Raw genomic sequence first — 20,734 nt, forward strand, 5'->3', positions numbered from 1 at the left:
CCAATTCATAAAAAGGAAAGGTGCGTGAGGCATTATGAGAAGTCCTGAAAATGTGTTGGAAAGCCTAAAATCCAAGGCGTGTAACAAGAGTTACAAGTACGAGCGGTTATACCGCAACCTGTACAATCCACAATTCTATCTGCTGGCATATCAGCGGATACAGGCGAAACCAGGCAACATGACAGCCGGAACAGACGGCAAAACCATTGACGGAATGGGAATGGCAAGGATAAACGCCCTCATTGAAAAGATGCGGGATTTTAGTTATCAGCCTAACCCGGCAAGGAGAACGTATATCCCGAAATCCAATGGGAAAATGCGTCCTCTGGGGATACCGTCATTCGACGATAAACTGATACAGGAGGTGGTGCGGCTCATCTTAGAGAGTATTTATGAGCCAACCTTTAGCGACTATTCCCACGGTTTCCGTATAAACAGAAGCTGTCATACGGCACTCAAATATGTGCAGAAATATTTTACGGGGACAAAGTGGTTCGTTGAGGGAGATATAAAGGGCTGTTTTGACAACGTAGACCATCATGTGTTGATTGCTATTTTGCGAAAGCGGATTGCAGATGAACATTTCATCGGTCTGCTCTGGAAGTTCTTGAAAGCTGGATATATGGAGGATTGGAATTATCACAATACTTATTCCGGCACTCCGCAAGGCTCCATCATCAGCCCTATCCTTGCAAACATCTACATGAACGAACTGGATAGCTATATGGCAGAGTATGCAGAGAAATTCAACTGCGGAAACCGCCGTAAAATCAATCCTGCGTTCAAGAAGAAGCTGGATGTCTGCCGGGGGAAAGAACAAAGGCTTAAAAGAAATCTCTCTAAAATGAGCGAGGAAGAAAAAGAAGGTCTAATTGCAGAAATCCGGGAACTGCGGCGTAGTCTGAAATCTATGCCGTATAGCGACCAGATGGACGATAGCTATAAACGGATTTGCTATATCCGATATGCCGATGATTTCTTAATTGGAGTTATCGGCAGCAAAGAGGACGCAGAACAGATTAAACAAGATGTAGGCTGCTTTATCCGGGACAAACTCCATCTGGAAATGTCCGAGGAAAAGACATTGATTACTCATGGACACGACGCTGCGAAGTTCTTGGGATATGAGGTCACAATCGCCAAAGGCGAACACAACAAAAAGACCAAAACCGGGGCTACCAGACGGGTAAACAATGGAAAAGTCTTGCTCTATGTTCCCCATGATAAGTGGGTAAAACGACTGTTCTCCTACAATGCCCTCAAGATTAAATACGACAAACAAAATGGAAACAAAGAGGTTTGGGAACCTGTCCGGCGCACTCGCCTGTTGCACTTGGACGATTTGGAAATCCTAAACCAGTACAACGCAGAAATCCGTGGATTGTATAACTACTACCGACTTGCAAACAACGTGTCTGTACTCAACAACTTCTACTATGTAATGAGATACAGTATGCTCAAAACCTTTGCTGGAAAATATCGGACACGAATCAGCAGAATTATCCGCAAGTACCGTCAAGGAAAAGATTTTGTTGTGGAATATCCGAAGAAAAACGGCAAGGTCGGAAAGGTATTGTTTTACAATAATGGGTTCCGCCGGGACACTAAAGTAGAAAGCGGAAATCCTGATATAGTAGCAAGAATTTTTGAGAATTATGGGCGTAATAGCCTTATAAAAAGACTGCAAGCAAACAGGTGTGAGTGGTGTGGCGCAGAGAATGTGCCGCTTGAAATACACCATATACGAAAACTCAAAGATTTAAGTGGCAGAAAACAATGGGAAATCGCCATGATTGGGCGTAAGCGCAAGACAATGGCACTCTGCATTGACTGTCACGATAAGTTACACGCAGGAAAGTTAGACTGACATCTGGAGAGCCGGATACATCGAGAGGTGTAAGTCCGGTTCGGAGGGGAGTTCTCGGAAACCTGCCATAGTGATATGGTAAGGCGCCGGGTTCTTACCCTACTCATGTCCAGTTTGGCCCCGCTGCCGATGGCGACCCTTGCCAACCGGGAGTTGGGCGGCATGGGGCAGAACTACATCAAGTCCCTATTCGCCGTGGGATTCCAGGGGCTGCTCATCCTGGTGTGCGTGGCGATCTATGCCGTGCTCGTCCAGGGCATCGCCACCAGTGGCGACCCCATCGGCGCAATTTGGGGGGCTATGGGCTACACGGTGCTCTTGTGTTTCATGCTATTCAAGACGAGCAGCATCGCCCGGAGTATCTTCGGGGCCCACTAAACTTTTGAAGGAGGATTGATTTATGCCAAAAAACCAGGCGGCCCCTATCACCCAGGACGCTGCCATCCAGGAAATGAACCGGCTGCTGTTTGAGGCCCCCATCGCGGAGCTGGCGGAGAGCCAGGGTATCAGCATTGACGAGGCGGTAAAGCTCCGTGTGGAAAAATCCATTGAGGCTGCTCCGCTGCCCATTGAAGTGACGGTACGGCCCATCGAGCCGATGGGCTCCCTGCGGGGCTATGCCAGCGTCAATATCGGCGGCATCGTGGTGGACGATTTCAAAGTGGTGGACGGCAAGAACGGGATGTTCCTGAGTCCCCCCAGCAAGGAGTCCAACCGGACGCGCAGCGGCTACCGGGCCACGACGCGGGTAACGAGCCGGGCCCTGCAGGAGCGGCTGGACGCCCTCACTGTGGATGCCTACAACGCGGCAGTGGAGCAGCTTGTGGCCCGTGTTAAGGCCCTGCGCCCCGCCCCCATCCGGGAGCAGCTGGCGCAGGCGGCCCAGGCTGCGGACAAGGCCAACGCGGAGCGCCCGGCCCCGGACAAGGGCAAGGAGGCCAGGGATGACAGATAGGGCCCCTTTGGGACAAAGTGTCCCAAACGGCCCGGCGGCCCCGGTGGAGTCCGGCATCTACTTCATGGACGGCATCGCGGGCCTGCGCTCCCTGCCCCAGCACTCGATTGACCTGCTGCTCACCGACCCGCCCTACGGCACCACCCGGAATTTTTGGGACGTACCCCTGCCGCTCCCCGAGCTGTGGGAGGCGGTACGCTGGGCGGTAAAGCCCAACGGGGCGATCCTGTTCTTCGCCCAGTGCCCCTATGACAAAATACTGGGGGCGTCCAATCTAAAAATGCTCCGCTATGAGTGGGTGTGGTACAAGAGCCGGTGTACCGGCTTTCTCAACGCCCGGCGGGCCCCGCTGAAAAAGACGGAGAATATTTTGGTGTTCTACCAAAAGCTCCCGCTGTACCAACCGCAGTTCGAGCAGGGCAAGCCCTATGAGCGCATCTGCAAGAAGGGCTCTCTCAGCTCCAACTACGGTAAATATATCCCCAGCGGGAACGGCTCCCCGGACGGACGGCGGTTCCCTGGGAACGTGCTGGCCTTTGCGTCTGTCCAGCACACCATCCACCCAACGCAAAAGCTGGTGGAACTGTGCGAGTATTTCATCCGTACCTACACCCGGCCCGGCGAGCTGGTGGCAGACATCTGCGCTGGCTCCGGCACAACGGCGGTGGCCGCCGTCAACACAGGCCGCCGCTACATCTGTTTTGAAACAGCCCCGGCCATCTTCGGCACCGCCGTCCAGCGTATCCGCGAGGCGGAGGAGACAGTGGCGCGGGGCGGGAAAGGAGTGTGAGCCATCAATCAATATTCTGTGATCTACGCCGACCCACCCTGGCGGTATTCCGCCAAGAGGGTGCAGGGGGCGGCGGAGCACCATTACCCAACCATGAGTATCAACGAATTATGCGCGCTCCCGGTGGCGGAACTGGCCGCCCCGGACAGCGCGCTTTTTTTGTGGGCCACGTTTCCCCAGCTCCCGGAGGCCCTGCGGCTCATCCGGGCTTGGGGCTTTACCTACAAGACCGTGGCCTTTGTATGGCTGAAACAAAACCGCAAGTCCGAGGGCTGGTTCTACGGCCTGGGCTTTTGGACGAGGGGCAACGCGGAGGTGTGCCTGCTGGCGACCAGAGGCCATCCCAGGCGGCAGGCGGCCAACGTCCACCAGTTCATCATTTCCCCCATCCGGGAACACAGCCGGAAACCGGACGAGGCACGGGAGAAGATCGTGGCCCTCATGGGGGACGTACCCCGTGTGGAGCTGTTTGCCCGGCAGTCACCGCCCGGCTGGGACGTGTGGGGGAACGAGGTGGAGCCCTCGGCGGGCCTTTGGGACACTTTGTCCCAAACTGGAGGTGATTGAAATTCCCTATGTAAACGTACCAAACGACCTTTCCAAAATCAAAACGAAGGTGGCGTTCAATCTCACCAAGCGCCAGCTCATCTGTTTCGGCTGCGGGGCTGCCGTAGGCATCCCGGCCTATCTGCTGGCCCGGACCGTGATCGGCAACACCGGCGGCCTGTTCCTCATGCTGGGGGTTATGCTCCCGGCTTTTCTTTTGGCGATGTATGAGCGGGACGGCCTGCCGCTGGAGAAGGTGGCCCGGAACATCATCCGGGCCAAGTTCCTGCGCTCCGGGCATCGGCCCTATCGAACGGATAATATCTACGCCCCTTTTACCCTGCGGGGCGCGATGGAAAAGGAGGATGCGATTGCAAAAAGCAAGCACGCAAAGAAAAAAGCCCGCAAGGGCTGACCGCCGGGGCCGGGGCATGGTGTCCGCCCAGCAGACCATCCCCTATGTAGCGATGTACCCGGACGGGGTGTGCCAACTCCCCGGCGGCCTGTTTACCAAGGCCGTGGAATATGAGGACATCAACTACTCAGTGGCGTCCTCGGAGGATCAATCCGCCATCTTCAATGGCTGGAGCGCCTTCCTCAACTACTTTGACAGCGCCCTGCCGTTCCAGCTCTCCTTTGTCAATCGACGAGCCCACACCGCCAGCCGGTACAAGGTGAATATCCCCATGCAGTCCGACGAATACGACAGCATCCGGGGGGAGTTCGTGTCCATGCTCAAGCGTCAGATCGCCAAGAGCAACAACGGCATTGACCGGGCCAAGTACATCACCTTTGGCGTGCCCGCCGGTTCACTGGGCGAGGCCCGGCCCCGGCTGGAGCGTGTGGAGGCCGACGTGGTGGGAAACCTGCACCGGCTGGGCGTGCAGTCTAATCCCCTGGACGGGCGGGAGCGGCTGGCGGTGCTCCACGGCCAGACCCATCCGGGGAGCCGGGAGCCGTTCCGCTTTTCGTGGAAGGACATTCCCCGCACCGGCCTTGGCACCAAGGATGCCGTTGCCCCCAGCGAGGGCTTTGACTTCTCCCAACCCCGCCTGTTCCGGGTGGGGCGGTATTGGGGCGCGGCGTCCTACCTGCAAATTCTGGCGTCTGAGCTCTCAGACAAGCTGCTGCGGGAGATTCTGGAGCTGGATGCGGAGCTGACCGTCACCATGCACATTCAGACGGTAGACCAGCTCAAGGCCATTAAGACCATCAAGGGCAAGGTCAGCGACATTGACAAAATGAAGGTGGAGGAGCAGAAGAAGGCGATCCGGGCCGGGTATGACCCGGACATCCTGCCCCCTGACCTCATTACCTTTTCCAAGGACGCCGCCGATCTGCTCTCCGACCTGCAGTCCCGCAACGAGCGGATGTTCCTGCTGACCTTCACCATCATCAACCTTGCCCCCACCCGCCAGCGGCTGGAAAACGACGTGTTCACGGTTAACGGCATCGCACAGAAATACAACTGTGCCATCAAGCGGCTGGATTGGCAGCAGGAGCAGGGCTATGTGTCCTCGCTGGCGCTGGGCTACAACGAGGTGGAGATCCAGCGGGGCATGACCACCAGCTCCACCGCCATCTTTGTGCCCTTTATGACCCGGGAGCTCCGCATGGGCGGGCAGGCCCTCTACTATGGCATGAACGCCCTTTCCCACAACATCATCATGGCTGACCGGAAGAAACTAAAATCGGCCAACGGACTCTATCTCGGCTCCACCGGCTCCGGCAAGAGTTTTTCCGCCAAGCGGGAGATCATCAACGTGTTCCTGGCGACTCAAGACCGCATCATCATTGTAGACCCGATGGGAGAATATGCCCCGCTGGTGCGGCGGCTGGGCGGGCAGGTCATTGAGATTGCGCCGGACAGCCCTCACCATATCAACCCTATGGACATCCAGCTCGACCTGGGCGGGGACGAGAGCCCCCTGTCCATGAAGGCGGACTTCCTGCTCTCCCTGTGCGAGCTGGTGGTGGGCGGCAAGGACGGCCTGCAGCCCATTGAGAAAACCGTCATTGACCGCTGCGTGCGGCAGGTCTACCGGGAGCTGGCCCTGGGGATCGGGGACGGGAAACCGCCCTTGCTCCAAGACCTCTATGAAGAGCTGCTCCGGCAGCCGGAGCCGGAGGCCCAGCGGGTGGCGACGGCCCTGGAGCTCTACTGCACCGGCTCCCTCAACCTCTTTAACCATCCGACCAACGTGGACTTGACTTCCCGCGTGGTGTGCATCGTGCTCAAGGGGCTGGGGGAAAACCTGCGGAAGATCGCCATGCACATCACCAACGACTTTGTGACCTCGGCGGTGAATACCAACTTCCACAACGGGATTGCAACGTGGTGCTACTTTGACGAGTTCCACATCCTGCTCCGGGACGCCCTCACCGCCAGCTACTTTGTGGCCGTGTGGAAGATGCTCCGCAAAAAAGGCTGTGTCCCCAGCGCCCTGACGCAGAACGTGAAAGACCTGCTTGCCAGCCGGGAGATCGAGGCCATTCTGGACAACACCGACTTTATGGTGCTATTGGCCCAGGCGCAGAGCGACCGGGCGATCCTGGCAAAGCAGCTCGGTATCTCGGAGCACCAGCTCTCCTACATCACCCACTCCAACCCCGGCGAGGGGCTGCTGTTCTATGGCAGCACCACCATCCCCTTTGTGGATCGGTTCCCCAAGGGGGAGATTTACAACCTGCTCACCACCCGCCCGGAGGACTTGAAGAATGAGCAGGGAGCGTGACGGGGGCCGGGAGCCCAGGCAAGACCCGGCATCCCGGCTGATCTCCGACAAGGAGCAGGCGGGCAAGCTCTCAGACCCCCTGCGGTTTGGGGCGGAATGGGAGCCCGAGCCCGGCACGCCCAAGCAGCGCCGCCCAGATTGGAAAAAGACATCCGCCCGCAAGGTGCGGGAGGCCACGGGGGAACCAGAACGCCGGGAGGATGCCGTGCCCCAGCGGGGCGATTTCCAGCCGGTGTCTGATTCTGTGGAGGGCGCTGCCCCTCTGGATGGCCGGGCAGATCGGTTCCCCCCTGACCGGGCGGCGGAGCCGGTAGCCCCGGATGATCCACGGGAGGCCCCTTGTGGGCCGGAGCATACCGAGCCCCGCCAGGGTCCAGCGGCCCGCCTGCGCTTTGAGGGCGAATCCCCCGCAGACGATCTGGGTGAAACCAATGCCAAGAACTCCCGGCCTGCTGGCCGGAGGCCCGCCTATACCCCAGGGAACGAGGGCGCTACTCCTTTGGGACAAAGTGTCCCAAAGGACGGCGGCGGGAAGTTCCGTATGGAGAGCAGTTCTGAGCAGGTCAATCGCGCGAAATTCCGCATGGAGCAGCGGGAGGCCAAGCTGGACAAGGCTCGGGGCAAGCTGGTAAAGCAGAAACCGCCCAGGAAAAAGAGCCTCATCCGCAAGGCGGCAGGGGCCGCTGGGTGGACGTTTCATGGCTTTGTCCACGGCAAGATTTATGAGAATGAGCATGAGAACGTGGGTATCGAGGGAGCCCACCGCTCCGAGCTGGCGGCGGAGGCGGCTGGCCGGAAGTTGTACCGCTATGGTAAGCGCAAGGTGCGGGAGCACCCCACCAAGGCCGCCCAGCGGGCGCAGTCCAAATTCACCAAGGCAACGGCGGACTACCACTTCCGCATGGCCGCCCAGGAGCATCCGGGGCTGGGAGATAACCCGCTGTCCCGGTTCTGGCGCAAGCACCAACTGAAAAAGCAGTATCGAAAGCAATTCCGCAAACGGGCGCAGGAGGCGGCCAAGTACGGCGGCACCGCCGCTGCCAAGACCGCCACGGTGACGGAGAAGGCCGCCGCCCACACCGTTGGCTTTGTCAAACGGCATCCCGTGGGAGTGCTGCTGGTTCTGGCCTGCCTGCTTATTGTGGTGCTGTTTCAGTCTTGCGTGTCCTCGCTGGCTCCATTGGGCAGCGGCGCGGGCGGTGGGATCGGGGCCACCACCTACGCCGCCAGGGACGAGGACATTCTGGCGGCGGAGGCGGCCTACTGCGATATGGAGGCGGAGCTGCAAGCCTACCTGGACAGCTACGAGAGCAATCATAGCTATGACGAATACCACTTTGACCTGGACGAGATCGAGCACGACCCCTATGTGCTCATCTCCATCCTGTCCGTGCTCCACGAGGGGGAATGGACGCTGGCCGACGTGGAGGGCACGCTGGATGACCTCTTTGACCGCCAGTACATCCTCACGGAGCGGGTGGTGACGGAAACCAGGTATGACGAGAACGACGAGCCCTACACCTGGTACATCTGCTATGTGACCCTGGAAAACTTCAACCTGTCCCATCTGCCGGTCTACATGATGAGCGAGGAACAGATGGCCCGGTACGCCCTCTACATGGCGACCCTGGGAAACAGACCCGATTTGTTTCCAGGCTCCGGCTATGTGGACAAGTACACCCAGCCGGGCGAAACGTATGAGGTACCCGCCGAGTACATGGGCGATGAAAAGTTTGCCGCCCTGCTCACCGAGGCGGAGAAATATGTGGGCTATCCCTATGTGTGGGGCGGCAGCTCCCCGGCCACGTCCTTTGACTGCTCCGGCTACCTGTCGTGGGTGCTCAATCAATGCGGCTGGAATGTGGGCCGCCTTGGGGCCCAGGGGCTCTACGACTACTGCACCCCTACCAGCGATCCCAAGCCCGGCGATCTGGTGTTTTTCGTGGGCACCTATGATACCCCGGGCGTTTCCCACTGTGGGCTCTATCTTGGCGACGGGATGATGCTCCACTGTGGAGATCCCATCGGTTACGCAAACCTAAATTCAAGCTACTGGCAGGCGCACCTGTATGCCTACGGGCGCTTGCCATGATTGGAGGATGATAACATTGGCAACCAGCAAGAGCGCGAAAATCCAGGCCGAGATTGAAAAGGTCAAGGCCAAAATCAGCGAACAGCAGGCTCGGCTCAAGGAGCTGGAGCAGAAAAAACTGGAAACGGAAAACACCGAGATCGTGGACATCGTGCGGGGCATGAGCATTTCACTGGATGAACTGCCCGCGCTGCTCCAGGCTATCCGCTCCGGCGCACCTTTGGGACAAAATGTCTCAAAGTCCGCCCCTACCACTCAGGAAAAGGAGATTGAGGAATGAAGAAATACCGTGTCCTGATGGCGGCGCTGTGCGCCGCCTTTTTGCTGTGCGGCATGACCGCTCCGGCCTATGCCTACTCGGACGAGCCCACCGGGGGCTATGAGGAAACCGATCCCGCCCCCACGGATGAGGACGCCACCGTAGAGGAGGCCCCCGCACCAGAGCCCACCATTGAGCCCGGCGAGGGCTTTTCAGAGGAGGGCCAGTTTGTGACCCGCGATCTGCTCTACGACGAAAACACCAACAAGCAGTTTATCACTGTCCAGACCAAGGGCGGCAGCACGTTCTACCTTGTCATTGACTACGACAAGCCTGTGGACGAGGAGGGCGAGCAGTATGAAACCTACTTTTTAGGCATGGTGGATGAGGCCGACCTGCTGGCCGCCTTTGAGGAAACCGGCGGGGAGCTGCCCACCTGCTCCTGCACGGAAAAGTGCGCGGCGGGGGCTGTGAACACGGCTTGCCCTGTCTGCGCCACCAACATGACCGAGTGCGTGGGGGTGGAGCCGGAGCCTGAACCGGAACCGGAGCCTGTGGAAGAGCCCGAACCGGAGGCCGAGGGCGGTTCCCTGGGGCTGCTGGCGATGGTGCTGGCTGCGGTGGTGATCTGCGGCGTCGTCGGGTGGTACTTCAAAATCTACCGGCCCAAGCAGGAGCGGGCAGCGGCCCAGGCCGAGGAGGACTACGGCGACGAGCCCGAGCCCTATGACGATCCCGAGGAGGACTATGACCCCTACGGCGAGGACGAATACGGCGATGAAGAGGAAACGGGGGATAAATCTTGAATTTTACCAACAACCACCTGGAGCGGGAAATGAGGCGCAAGCCCCGGCAGGAGCAGCCCGATTCGGCTCCGGCCCCCCGTGGCTCCCGGTGCGCCGGGTGCCCCTACTGGCAGGGTATCCGCTGTATGACCTGTTTCCGCGCCCTGCTGCGGCGCGGGAGGTGAGGCGTTGCCCCGTGAACTGACCCGTGAGGAGAAAAAATCCATCCGGGCCCTGGTGACAAGGTGGTGCGCCAACTACGACCGGGACTACGGATGCTTACCATTGGAGTGTGAATGTTATATGCTGATGAAGTGCTGGACGGGCCCCATGTGCCGCTACTTCCGGGACGCCGTTCTCCCCATTGATTCGGCCCTGGCGGTGCAGCTTGCCCAGGAGGGGCCGGTGGAGGAGCTGCGTATCTGCCCCCTGTGCGGCAGGGCCTTTCTCCCCAAGCGGCGGCAGCTCTACTGCTCCCAGGCGTGCCAAGCCGAGGCCAACCGCCGCAAGAGCCGGGAGCGGATGCGCAGCCACCGCCGGAAACAGGGGTACAAGCGTTACGATTAAAGCCCCGGAAACGCCCTGATGACGGGGCTTTCCGGGGCTGCTTTTAAGGGGGCCGGTATGATTTTACGTCCGGCCCCCATTTTCACGGATATTTCAAACATCTTGTGCCAGCGCCCCTTTGGGACAAAGTGTCCCGAAGGGGCGCGGCGCGTGGAAGGAGGCAATATGGACAAAAACCAAGGCTATACCATTCTCCGCGTTGCCATGCTGGAAAATGGCAGGGGCTTTGCCCTGGGGGAAAACCCCAAGGCCCCATCCCGCTATGTGACCTGGGCCTGCTATGACGATGAACACGACCAGCGGCAGTATGAATGGGGCCACTATGGGGATGACTTCGCCGCGATGGAACAGGATTTCAACCGCAGGCTGGTGGAGTACCAGATGCAATTCAAAGTCCGCGTTGTCCAGGAGGAGGCCCCTGGGCTCTACAAGTATTACTCTACCCAGCGGCCTGTGGACATCGGCACATTCCCGAAACCGCCCCGCAATGCCCCGGATGAAATCATCAACTACGGCCAGCGTGTTCCCGTAGAGGGCAGCGCGTTCTTGGCCTGGGGCCATTTGACCTATACCCGGCCCCTGACGGAAAAGCAGGTGGCCGACTATGAGTTGCGGCCCGCCCCCGATGTGGCCGAGTTGTGCCAGAACAGCGGCAGCCGTCCCCGTCCGATCTCTCAGCAGATGAAGGACGCCCAGGCCCAAGTTGAGGCTGACCGTGGCCCGGCGGTTCCGAGGAGGGACGCTCCCGACCGGGGCGACCGTTAGGGGGTGGCCGGATGCCGAAGTATTATCCCATCAGCGAAGAGGCGGCCCGGCGGGCCAACGACCTCAACAGCTACCGTGACTACAAGCCCGGCTCCGCCACGGCCAGTTATCAGGCTCAAGTGGATGCCGCCTATCAACTGGCAGAGGAACAGAAACAGCGTGTTGATCCCATGTACCATGAGAAGATTGACTACCTTGCAGACCTCTATGCCCGCAAGCTGGCGGAAAATCTCAATCAGGCCCATGCCATTGATGCCCGTGTGCCCTCGATCCTAGTTGCCGGAGGCGGCAACTTCCCCGTGCAGAAAAAGCTCAAGCAGAACGCAGCACGGGATAAGAACATGGGCGAGTATCAGCATATCCAGGGCCTGCTGGACAAGATACGCTCCACCGGCACGGCGGGTATCTCCGCCGATGACCGGCAGGCGGTGGAAAAGCTGGAGGCCAAGCTGGAGGGGCTCAAGGCCGACCAGGAACACATGAAAGCGGTCAATGCGTACTACCGCAAGCACAAGACCCTGGACGGCTGCCCCGGCCTAACCGACGAGGGGATCGCCAAGCTCCGGGCCTCTATGGAGCGGGACTGGCGGAAAGACCCGGTGCCCTATCCCTCTTTCCATCTCTCCAACAACAACGCCAACATCCGCCGGGTGCAGCAGCGCATTGACGATCTGAAAAACTGGGGTGACTTTGTGGGCTGGGAGTTCCCCGGCGGCAAGGCGGAGATCAATGAGGGGGAAAACCGGCTGCAGTTGTTCTTTGATGAAAAGCCCACCGAGGAACAGCGGCAGGAGCTCAAACACAATGGATTCAAGTGGGCCCCCAGCCAGGGGGCGTGGCAGCGGCAGCTCAACCGCAACGCCATCTTTGCGGCAGGCAGAATAGACTTCCTGCGCACCGAGGACGGTCAGAGCCCCGTCCGGCTCCAGCCCTTTGCTCGGCAGGAACGGGAGGAGCCGTCCCGGTGAGCCGGAACAGGCGGCGGCCCATCCACCTGCACGTTATGGTGTCTGAGGAGGAGCTGGCGCTGCTCCAGGAGCGCATGGCCGAGGCCGGGGTGCGAAACATGGGGGCCTTTGTACGGAAGATGGCCCTCAATGGGTATGTGCTCCACGTTGACCTGGGGCCGGTGCGGGAGCTGGTGTCCCTCCAACGCCGGTGTTCCAACAATCTCAATCAGGTGGCGATCCAGGCCAACACCTACGGGGGCATCTACCCCCAGGACATCGCCATGCTGCAAAAGGACTATGCCGATCTGTGGGAGCCCCTGTCCGAGTTGCTGAAAAAGCTCTCTCAGGTGGTGGAAATGTAAATGGCCGGGGAGCGGTGTGCCGCTCCCCGGTTTGCCCGGCTTTGGGACAAAATGTCCCAAGGCCGGGCAAGCCGGAGGCATCCTTTACACCCTATTTTCCCGGCGTTATAATATACATATAGAGGGAAAATGACGAGAAATCCAAGACTTTTTAGGAGGTTTTCATCATGCGTATTATCTTGAAAATCGCCGCGTTCCCCTTTGCCCTGGCCTGCTCTGTCCTCGCCGCCGTGGTCGCTCTGGCGGCTGGTATGTCCAACGTACTCTTGGAGGCGCTGGGCGGGCTCTGTCTGATCTGTGCCCTGTTCGCGTGGTTTATCCAGGGCAGCGGTCACGACGGCCTACTCATGCTGGGCATCGCCGTATTCTTCGTCGCGCTGGGCCTGCTGGCCGACGCTATTGCCGATGGGCTTAGTTCCCTTGCTGGCTCTCTGTGGGGTGTTGTATTTGGATAAGAAGATGAAAGAGTCCTGCTTGAACTGCAAACATAAGGCCGGATGCCTGCAAAGGAGCACAACCATTTTCATGCTGTTCATCGCCACAGGCCGGGACGAGATGGTGCCCGAGGCTCAAAAGAATATGAACATCCGTGCGTCCTGCAACCGTTGGGCCCCGGCGGAGCGAACTGAATGACGCTTGCCCTTTGGGACAAAGTGTCCCAAACATAACCGGCGGCCTTGTGGCCGCCGGTTTTTCTGTGCGGAAAGGGGGAATACCACGGCCACAACATTCATCAAACCACACAAGCAGGCCCCGCGCCGGACGGCTCTGCAAAGCCTGAAAGACCGCTTTGATTATGGGCTCAATCCTCAAAAGCTGGGGGCCGTGTCCGCTTACCTCTGCGATCCCGCCACGGCCCACGTCGAGTTCCTGCTGGTGAAAAGCCAGTATCAGGCGGAAACGGGACGGGAGGTGGAGCGCGGAGCTCTGTGCTATCAGATCCGGCAGGCGTTCCCCAAAGGGGAGATTACCCCCGAGGAGGCAAACAAGATTGGCTATGAAACGGCCATGCGCTGGACAAAGGGAAAGTATCAGTTCTTTGTCTGTACTCATATCGACAAAGGCCATGTGCATAATCACATCTATTACAATTCCACCGCCTATGACCGCTCCCGGAAGTTCCGCAACTTCATCGGCTCTACCTTTGCGCTGCGGCGGCTCTCTGATCGGGTGTGCATCGAGCATGAGCTCTCTATCATTCAAAATCCCAAGCTGCACAGCAAGGGGCGCTTTCTCCACTATGGCCAATGGATGGGCGGCATCCGGCAACCATCACAGAAAGAACAACTCCGGGCTATCATCGACGAGGTGTTGACCAAGCCCCCTGCCGATCTCCCGGCCTTCCTCGCAGCGATGGAGGCGGCGGGCATCCAGGTGCTCCACGGGCGGGGCGGTGTGATCTCGTTCCAGCTCCCCGGCTTTGAGCGGCCCGCCCGCTGGCGGAGTTCCACCTTGGGGGACGGCTACGGCCCCGAGGCTGTCCAGGCCGTCTTGGAGGGCAGGGCCCCAGCCCGCGCTGGAGGCGGTGGGGACACCCGGCCCAAGGCACGGCGGGTCAACCTTGTCATTGATATTCAGCAGCGCATGGCCCAGGGCAAGGGGCCGGGATATGAGCGGTGGGTCAAGCTCTACAACCTAAAGCAGATGGCCGCAGCCCTGCAATTCCTCCAGGAGAATGGCCTGACCGACTATGACGAGCTGGCGGTCAAGACCGACGCGGCGGTAGATCGTGCCCACGCCCTGGCCGGGGAGCTCCGGGCCGTGCAGGAGGAACTGGGCCGCACGTCGGAACTCATGGGGGCTGTGGTGCAATACGCCAAGACCCGGCCTGTATTCGACGGGTACAAGGCGGCCCGGTACAGCAAAAAATATCTGGCCCAGCACGAGGCGGAGTTGGCCGACTACCGGGCGGCTCGGGCCACCATGAATGAACTGCTTGACGGCGAAAGGCTCCCCAAAATGGATGCGCTCAAAAAAAAGCGCCGGGAGCTGGCGGAGCAGAAAAAGGCCCTTACCGCACAATACCGCACCGCTCAAAAGGAGATGCGGGAGATCGTCACGGTCAAGGGCAACATTGACCATCTACTCAACCTCACCGGCGGACGCGCCGATAAGGAACAGGCCCGGTAGGGCCGGTTCCGCAGCCTGACCTTTGGGACATTTTGTCCCAAAGGTGCCGGGTTTGGGGAGGCTCCCCAACAAGCATTTTCGCAGGGCCTCGCCCCTGCGAAAATGGGAAGTGTGTCCACACTTGCCTTGCTTGCTGTTTTGCGCTCCCCCGAAAATGGGTGCAAAAAACGGAGGCTCTTATTTCTGAACCTCCGTTTCTCTGGCTTTCTTGAGCCCTTCGGCTGTGGCTTCCATGACAACGAGTTCTTTTTCATTCATGGAGTCTAAAAGTACATCAATGTGTTTTCGACAACTGTTTCCGCCGCGATTTCCCTCTGTATAGAAAAACTGATCTACTGAAATATCGAATAGCGTAACGAGCTTAAAAAATAAGTTGAAGCTGGGGTGCTGGCCTTTGTTCTCGATGTTCATAATGGTTCGGTCGGTCTTGCCGACCAGTTCCGCAACATAGGCTTGCGTCCATCCCTTGTCCTCTCTGGCCTGTTTCAGTGCCAGACCGAGCCCATGAAAGTCAAACCTTCTTTCATCATGATTCATTCTCATATCACCCTATATCATTGTACATTTCGGGTTAGATTATGAGAATGTAATTATATTTAATGTTAAGTGCTATTTTATTTCTGTTTTATCGACTTGTATTGTTCGAGCAAAAGAACTACAATAGAAAAAATGGAGGTGCACTATGGACTATATGACTCTGAAAGAGGCAGGCGAAAAATGGGGTGTGACCCCTCGACGGGTAAACTATTATTGCGCCGATGGTCGTATTCCCGGTGCCGTGAAGATGGCGACAATCTGGCTGATCCCCAAAGATGCGGAAAAGCCCGTGGATATGAGGACAAAACAAGGAAAGGGATTAAAAGATGAATAAAATACTGCTCTTAGAGGATGATGTAAGTCTGGTAGATGGCTTGGTCTACTCTTTGGAAAAGAATAATTTTGATGTTGAAGTTGCCCGAACTGTATGTGAGGCAAAACAGTACTTGTCCGAGCTAGACAGATATGACTTATTGATTTTAGATGTCACCTTGCCAGATGGAACTGGATTTGATGTATGTGAAAAAGTAAGAAAAGAAAATCAGTACATACCGATCATATTCTTGACTGCATCGGATGAAGAAGTCAGCGTAATCCGCGGATTGGATAGCGGCGGAGATGATTATATCGCCAAGCCTTTCAAACTGGGGGAATTGTGTTCCCGTATTCGGGCTCTGCTGCGCCGAGCTGGGGTCTCCAAAAGCGGAAAAAACACTTCTATTAAATGTGGCGACATTAGCATTGACCTATTAGGCAACCGAGCAACTTTACAGGGGAAAACATTGGATCTAACAAGCGCCGAATATCGCTTGCTATGTCTGCTGGTCAAAAATGCAAATCGTGTCGTGACAAGGGCCATCATTCTAAATGAGTTGTGGGATGATACAGGCAATTTTGTAGATGATAACACCCTGTCAGTTTATGTGCGACGGCTTCGTGAAAAAGTGGAATCTGATCCATCACATCCTGAACACCTCATAACAATCCGTGGGTTTGGCTACCAATGGAAAGAGGTGTCTGAATGAGTTTATACCGTGATAAACAGATTAAAGGCTTCTTGCTATTTTTAATCTCATTTACTCTGCTGTTTATAGGTATAGGAATCGCTTTAGCCATCTATCAGGTAAACAATTTAGAAGTGCTATGGCTTATGCACGATGAAGCGGTTGTATCCTCGCTTTTGGAACATGGAGCTTCTAAAGAAACGATTGCAACTGCTTTTACGAACACAGAAATCAGCGAAGGCGGCCGTTCATTATTAGCGGCTACGGGTTTGGGAAAACAAGCAGAAATCAATATGCGGCCCTTTCTCAACCAATTTCAGCAATCTACTGTCTGCATTATGCTCTGTGCTATGATGTTTTTGCTCTTTATGCTTGCCATAGGAATGTTCGTTTTTTTCTGGAAAAGAAAGCGATTGTATCAGCAAGCAGACAGAGTATTGACAAATTACATCAACGGGGATTACTCCTGCCATTTACCACAGAATTATGAGGGAGGCATTTTCCAAATATTTTCCTCGGTGGAACAACTTGCAACCATGCTACAATCGAAAAATGAAACAGAGCATAGGGCAAAAGAGTTTTTGAAAGATACCATATCGGATATATCACATCAACTCAAAACACCTCTCGCGGCCCTCGCCATGTATCAGGAGATAATTGAGAACGAGCCGGATAATGCGGAAACGGTAAAGCAGTTTGCTGCTAAGATGGGAATTTCTCTAAAACGCATGGAGCAGCTCATCTTATCAATGCTGAAAATAACCCGGCTGGATACGGGAAACATCGTTTTTGAGAAAAACAAGTGCCGTGTGTCCGAGTTGATTGCACATTCGGTCAATGAATTAACCACAAGGGCCAAAAATGAAAACAAAGAAATTCAGATAGCGGGTGATGATGAGCAACAGCTTATTTGTGATATGGACTGGACGAGTGAAGCGATTGGAAATATCGTGAAAAATGCTCTGGATCACACACAAGATGGCGGAATGATCTGCATTACATGGGAGCGCACTCCTGCTATGTTTCGTATTCTCATTTCTGATAATGGAAACGGCATAGCCCCGGAAGATATTCACCACATTTTCAAACGCTTTTATCGCAGTAAACATTCCCTTGATACACAGGGAATTGGGCTGGGGCTACCTCTTGCTAAGTCTATCATCGAAGGGCAAGGTGGTGTAATCTCGGTGCAAAGTGAAATCGGTAAGGGCACGACATTCACGCTGTCTTTCCTTACAGAACTGTAAGGTCAAATTCACCTGGTTGTAAGCTGTTTTTGTTATCTTTTTAGGAAAGGAGGTACGGAGCGCAATGGAAATTTTGAAAGTACAAAACCTATGTAAAACTTACGGGATAGGCGAAGCGAAAGTGGACGCCTTAAAAAATGTATCCTTTTCACTCAACAAAGGTGAGTTTGCCGCAGTTGTCGGAGAATCCGGCTCTGGAAAAAGCACTTTGCTGAATTGTGTTGGTGCGTTGGATTCTCCCACTTCCGGTCACATCTGGGTGGATGGACAAGACCTGTTTTCTATGAAAGAGGAACAGCGCACAATTTTCCGCCGCCGCAATATCGGCTTTATTTTTCAATCCTTTCAGCTTGTCTCCGAACTGAATGTAGAGCAGAACATCATGTTCCCTCTGCTGTTGGACTACCGCAAGCCCGATCCGACAGCGGTAAACGAAATTTTGGAGTTGCTGGGCCTTACAGAACGGCGGAACCATCTGCCGAGCCAGCTATCCGGCGGCCAGCAGCAGCGCGTCGCTATTGGACGGGCTTTGATTACAAAGCCTAAACTGATTCTTGCAGACGAACCTACGGGCAATTTGGACAGCAAAAATAGTCAGGATGTTATTGCGCTGCTTACACAGGCATCCCGCCGTTATCAGCAAACAATCCTGATGATTACCCACAACAAAAACCTGACAACATCTGTTGACCGGGTATTCCGGGTATCCGATGGCATCCTCACGGACTTGGGAGGGAACACAGATGAAGCGTTATCTTGACCTTGTTCCCATATCCGCAAAAATTCATCGGAAGCAAAGCCGGATGTCCATTTTCTGTATCGTGCTGGCTGTATTTCTGATGACTACTATCTTTGGTATGGCGGATATGTTTATCCGCAGCCAAGTTATCAAAACACAGGCAGAAACGGGAAATTGGCATATTGGAGTACAAAACATTACGGATGAAAATGCAGCCATTATTGCTGCACGTCCTGATGTTGAGGCTCTCGCCCCCTATGATGTTCTGAACTATAACGGCAACCGAGGGTACACCTTAAATGGGACGGAAACGCTTATCTGTGGTGGCAATGAAACTCTGTTTACAAAAATCTTTTCAAATATGATTGCAGCAGGCAGTTTTCCGCAAAGTAGCGATGAGGCAATGGTAACTGTAAATGCCAAAGATATGCTCAATTTATCTATTGGCGATCATATCACCGTTGATATGCCGAATGGGGCAGAGCATACATTTCGTATATCTGGATTTGTCAAAAATACTGCCAATCTTATGAGCAACGATTCCTACGGCGTATTTATCACGACAGAGAAATTTCGTTCTCTTTTGACTGACACTGGAAATGGCGAGTCAGTTGGCAGCAGTACGGTTTTTTATGTTCAGTTTTCTGACACAGGAAATGTCCAAAATGAAATCTTAGATTTGAAATCACAATTTGGGTTAAGTGATGATCAGGTTTTTGAAAATACGAAGCTGCTGGGTTTACTTGGGCAGAGCAGCAATTCTTTTATGATGCAGGTTTATACATCTGCGGGTGTCTTATTTATTTTGGTCCTGTTTGCGGGTATTATGATGATTGCAAGCAGCCTGAATAGTAATGTTGCCCAGCGAACAGAGTTTTTCGGCCTGATGCGCTGCATTGGTGCAACACCCAAACAGGTCATGCGCTTAGTTAGAAAAGAAGCCCTTAGCTGGTGCCGATTTGCGATTCCCATAGGCGTTTTAAGCGGTGTGGTTGTGATATGGGTTCTGTGTTTTGTTCTGCGGGTTCTTAGCCCGGAATACTTTGGTGCTATGCCCGCATTTAGTATCAGCATACCGAGCATACTGGCAGGAATTATTGTGGGATTGCTTACCGTTCTCTTGGCAGCTCGATCTCCGGCAAAAAGGGCCTCAAAAGTTTCTCCGCTGGCGGCGGTTTCCGGCAACGCCAATGCTTTGCAGCCAGTCCGCAAAGCCGCAAATACCAAATGGCTGAAAGTAGACGCCTCGCTTGGGATTCATCATGCTAAATCCAGCCGCAAGAATTATGTCTTAATGGTTGCCTCTTTTGGCCTTAGTATCGTCCTGTTCCTCTCCTTTTCTGTGACGATTACTTTTATGAACCACACTTTGACGCCGCTGTATCCGTGGGCGCCGGATATATCTATTGTTAGTCCAGATAACACTTGCTCTGTTGATGAAGCTTTTGTAGACGAGTTAAAAGAAAATCCTGTTGTAGATGCAGTCTATGGCCGGATGTTTGCATACGATGTTCCCGCCACGGTGAATGGGGCAGAAAAAACGATTGTCCTGATTTCTTATGAGCAGCTGCAGTTTGAATGGGCCGCCGACTATTTGCAATCGGGCTCATTAGAGGCTGTGCAAAATGAGCTGAATACTGGTTTGACTGTGTTTGATTCGCAAGGTTCCATGCAAGTAGGCGATATAGTTACGATGGAGATAGATGGCCGGCCTGTCGAAATTGAGATTGCCGGACTTCTTTCTGCCAGCCCATTCAATAGTGCCGGAGATTCTGCAATCATCATTTGCTCTGAAGATACTTTCCGGCAAATCACCGGGGAAGAAAACTATACCATCATTGATATGCAGCTATCTGCCAGTGCCACAGACGATGATGTAAATACCATCCATCGCACTTATGGAGCAGGATTCGATTTCGTTGACAAGCGGATGGATAACAGCAGTACATTAGGTGTTTATTACTGTGTATGGCTGTTCCTCTATGGATTTTTGGCCTTGATTGCTTTGATTACCATTTTCAATGTGATTAACAGCATTGCTTTGAGTGTAGCAGCTCGAACAAAACAGTATGGGGCTTTCCGGGCGATTGGTTTAAGTACCCACCAGCTTTCCAGAATGGTGATTGCGGAAGCAGCCACCTATGCTGTTTCCGGCTGCATCATTGGCACCTTGCTGGGGCTGATCTGTCATAAACTTCTCTTTAGTTTGCTGATAAGCTACAATTGGGGTGAGGCATGGACAATGCCATTCACAGAACTAGGTATTATTCTCTTAATTGTAGTCCTTTCTGTAATTCTGGCCGTGTATGGGCCAATCCAGAGAATACGCAAGATGTCCATTGTTGACACGATCAGCGCGCAATAAATTTAGTTCATATATTTACAAAGCAGGCGGTTTGACTAT

The 20,734-nt window shown here is 55.1% G+C and carries 22 protein-coding genes and 1 pseudogene; 22 read left to right on the top strand and 1 reads right to left on the bottom strand.

Annotated features, from left to right (window positions below; all coding sequences use genetic code 11):
- Positions 1 to 34: 34 nt before the first annotated feature.
- The 17 genes and pseudogenes from ACESY8_RS00245 to ACESY8_RS00325 all read left to right on the top strand — a co-directional run bounded on the left by ACESY8_RS00245 (position 35) and on the right by ACESY8_RS00325 (position 14,803).
- Complete coding sequence (locus ACESY8_RS00245; RefSeq protein ID WP_434307687.1) at positions 35 to 1,867, top strand: reverse transcriptase domain-containing protein; 1,833 nt, start codon at positions 35 to 37, stop codon at positions 1,865 to 1,867.
- A gap of 102 nt (positions 1,868 to 1,969) precedes the next feature.
- Positions 1,970 to 2,245, top strand: a pseudogene (locus ACESY8_RS00250) (VirB6/TrbL-like conjugal transfer protein, CD1112 family); the annotation flags it as partial.
- Positions 2,246 to 2,267: 22 nt separating this feature from the next.
- Positions 2,268 to 2,822 carry a septation protein SpoVG family protein gene (locus tag ACESY8_RS00255; protein ID WP_082382872.1) on the top strand — a complete coding sequence of 185 codons (555 nt, stop codon included), beginning with the start codon at positions 2,268 to 2,270 and terminating at the stop codon, positions 2,820 to 2,822.
- The gene (locus ACESY8_RS00260; RefSeq protein ID WP_054338795.1) at positions 2,812 to 3,612 is read left to right on the top strand and encodes a DNA-methyltransferase; all 801 of its coding nucleotides are present in this window, start codon (positions 2,812 to 2,814) and stop codon (positions 3,610 to 3,612) included. Before ACESY8_RS00255 ends, ACESY8_RS00260 begins: the two co-directional genes overlap by 11 nt.
- An 18-nt stretch (positions 3,613 to 3,630) precedes the next feature.
- Positions 3,631 to 4,179 (top strand): MT-A70 family methyltransferase, encoded by a 549-nt coding sequence (locus tag ACESY8_RS00265; protein WP_369848299.1) that lies wholly within the window; start codon positions 3,631 to 3,633, stop codon positions 4,177 to 4,179.
- Position 4,180: 1 nt separating this feature from the next.
- Positions 4,181 to 4,573, top strand: coding sequence for a PrgI family mobile element protein (locus ACESY8_RS00270; RefSeq protein ID WP_054338827.1), 393 nt, complete (start codon positions 4,181 to 4,183; stop codon positions 4,571 to 4,573).
- A complete protein-coding gene (locus ACESY8_RS00275; protein ID WP_174888202.1) occupies positions 4,524 to 6,893 on the top strand; it encodes a VirB4-like conjugal transfer ATPase, CD1110 family in 2,370 nt (789 codons plus the stop codon). The genes ACESY8_RS00270 and ACESY8_RS00275 overlap by 50 nt, the downstream gene beginning before the upstream one ends.
- The gene (locus ACESY8_RS00280; RefSeq protein WP_082382873.1) at positions 6,877 to 8,985 is read left to right on the top strand and encodes a CD1108 family mobile element protein; all 2,109 of its coding nucleotides are present in this window, start codon (positions 6,877 to 6,879) and stop codon (positions 8,983 to 8,985) included. The genes ACESY8_RS00275 and ACESY8_RS00280 overlap by 17 nt, the downstream gene beginning before the upstream one ends.
- A gap of 16 nt (positions 8,986 to 9,001) precedes the next feature.
- Entirely contained in the window at positions 9,002 to 9,265 is a 264-nt protein-coding gene (locus ACESY8_RS00285) for a DUF4315 family protein (protein WP_054338796.1), read from the top strand.
- Positions 9,262 to 10,050, top strand: coding sequence for a DUF4366 domain-containing protein (locus tag ACESY8_RS00290; protein WP_054338797.1), 789 nt, complete (start codon positions 9,262 to 9,264; stop codon positions 10,048 to 10,050). The genes ACESY8_RS00285 and ACESY8_RS00290 overlap by 4 nt, the downstream gene beginning before the upstream one ends.
- Complete coding sequence (locus tag ACESY8_RS00295) at positions 10,047 to 10,214, top strand: hypothetical protein (protein ID WP_164468433.1); 168 nt, start codon at positions 10,047 to 10,049, stop codon at positions 10,212 to 10,214. The genes ACESY8_RS00290 and ACESY8_RS00295 overlap by 4 nt, the downstream gene beginning before the upstream one ends.
- A gap of 4 nt (positions 10,215 to 10,218) precedes the next feature.
- Positions 10,219 to 10,596, top strand: a complete 378-nt coding sequence (locus ACESY8_RS00300; RefSeq protein ID WP_054338798.1) for a cysteine-rich VLP protein — start codon at positions 10,219 to 10,221, stop codon at positions 10,594 to 10,596.
- 165 nt (positions 10,597 to 10,761) lie between these two features.
- The gene (locus ACESY8_RS00305) at positions 10,762 to 11,361 is read left to right on the top strand and encodes a defense against restriction DarA-related protein (RefSeq protein ID WP_054338799.1); all 600 of its coding nucleotides are present in this window, start codon (positions 10,762 to 10,764) and stop codon (positions 11,359 to 11,361) included.
- Positions 11,362 to 11,372: 11 nt separating this feature from the next.
- On the top strand, positions 11,373 to 12,329 hold the full coding sequence (locus ACESY8_RS00310) for a DUF8626 domain-containing protein (RefSeq protein WP_054338800.1): 957 nt from the start codon (positions 11,373 to 11,375) through the stop codon (positions 12,327 to 12,329).
- Complete coding sequence (locus tag ACESY8_RS00315; RefSeq protein ID WP_054338801.1) at positions 12,326 to 12,673, top strand: plasmid mobilization protein; 348 nt, start codon at positions 12,326 to 12,328, stop codon at positions 12,671 to 12,673. The genes ACESY8_RS00310 and ACESY8_RS00315 overlap by 4 nt, the downstream gene beginning before the upstream one ends.
- Positions 12,674 to 12,840: 167 nt before the next feature.
- The gene (locus ACESY8_RS00320) at positions 12,841 to 13,128 is read left to right on the top strand and encodes a hypothetical protein (RefSeq protein WP_054338802.1); all 288 of its coding nucleotides are present in this window, start codon (positions 12,841 to 12,843) and stop codon (positions 13,126 to 13,128) included.
- Between the two features lie 322 nt (positions 13,129 to 13,450).
- The gene (locus ACESY8_RS00325; protein WP_054338830.1) at positions 13,451 to 14,803 is read left to right on the top strand and encodes a relaxase/mobilization nuclease domain-containing protein; all 1,353 of its coding nucleotides are present in this window, start codon (positions 13,451 to 13,453) and stop codon (positions 14,801 to 14,803) included.
- A 177-nt stretch (positions 14,804 to 14,980) separates the two neighbouring features.
- Here ACESY8_RS00325 and ACESY8_RS00330 read toward each other — a convergent pair whose 3' ends face one another.
- Positions 14,981 to 15,346 (bottom strand): helix-turn-helix transcriptional regulator, encoded by a 366-nt coding sequence (locus tag ACESY8_RS00330; protein ID WP_174888203.1) that lies wholly within the window; start codon positions 15,344 to 15,346, stop codon positions 14,981 to 14,983.
- 139 nt (positions 15,347 to 15,485) lie between these two features.
- Between ACESY8_RS00330 and ACESY8_RS00335 the strand changes: the two genes are divergently transcribed.
- The 5 genes from ACESY8_RS00335 to ACESY8_RS00355 all read left to right on the top strand — a co-directional run bounded on the left by ACESY8_RS00335 (position 15,486) and on the right by ACESY8_RS00355 (position 20,695).
- On the top strand, positions 15,486 to 15,674 hold the full coding sequence (locus ACESY8_RS00335) for a helix-turn-helix domain-containing protein (protein ID WP_204681467.1): 189 nt from the start codon (positions 15,486 to 15,488) through the stop codon (positions 15,672 to 15,674).
- Positions 15,667 to 16,365 carry a response regulator transcription factor gene (locus ACESY8_RS00340; protein WP_082382874.1) on the top strand — a complete coding sequence of 233 codons (699 nt, stop codon included), beginning with the start codon at positions 15,667 to 15,669 and terminating at the stop codon, positions 16,363 to 16,365. Before ACESY8_RS00335 ends, ACESY8_RS00340 begins: the two co-directional genes overlap by 8 nt.
- Complete coding sequence (locus tag ACESY8_RS00345; RefSeq protein WP_054338804.1) at positions 16,362 to 17,591, top strand: sensor histidine kinase; 1,230 nt, start codon at positions 16,362 to 16,364, stop codon at positions 17,589 to 17,591. Before ACESY8_RS00340 ends, ACESY8_RS00345 begins: the two co-directional genes overlap by 4 nt.
- Positions 17,592 to 17,655: 64 nt before the next feature.
- On the top strand, positions 17,656 to 18,351 hold the full coding sequence (locus ACESY8_RS00350) for an ABC transporter ATP-binding protein (protein ID WP_054338805.1): 696 nt from the start codon (positions 17,656 to 17,658) through the stop codon (positions 18,349 to 18,351).
- On the top strand, positions 18,335 to 20,695 hold the full coding sequence (locus ACESY8_RS00355) for an ABC transporter permease (protein ID WP_054338806.1): 2,361 nt from the start codon (positions 18,335 to 18,337) through the stop codon (positions 20,693 to 20,695). The genes ACESY8_RS00350 and ACESY8_RS00355 overlap by 17 nt, the downstream gene beginning before the upstream one ends.
- The last annotated feature ends 39 nt before the right edge of the window (positions 20,696 to 20,734 follow it).

The organism is Clostridium sp. ATCC BAA-442 (assembly GCF_964239415.1).
Lineage (GTDB): Bacteria > Bacillota > Clostridia > Oscillospirales > Oscillospiraceae > Flavonifractor > Flavonifractor plautii.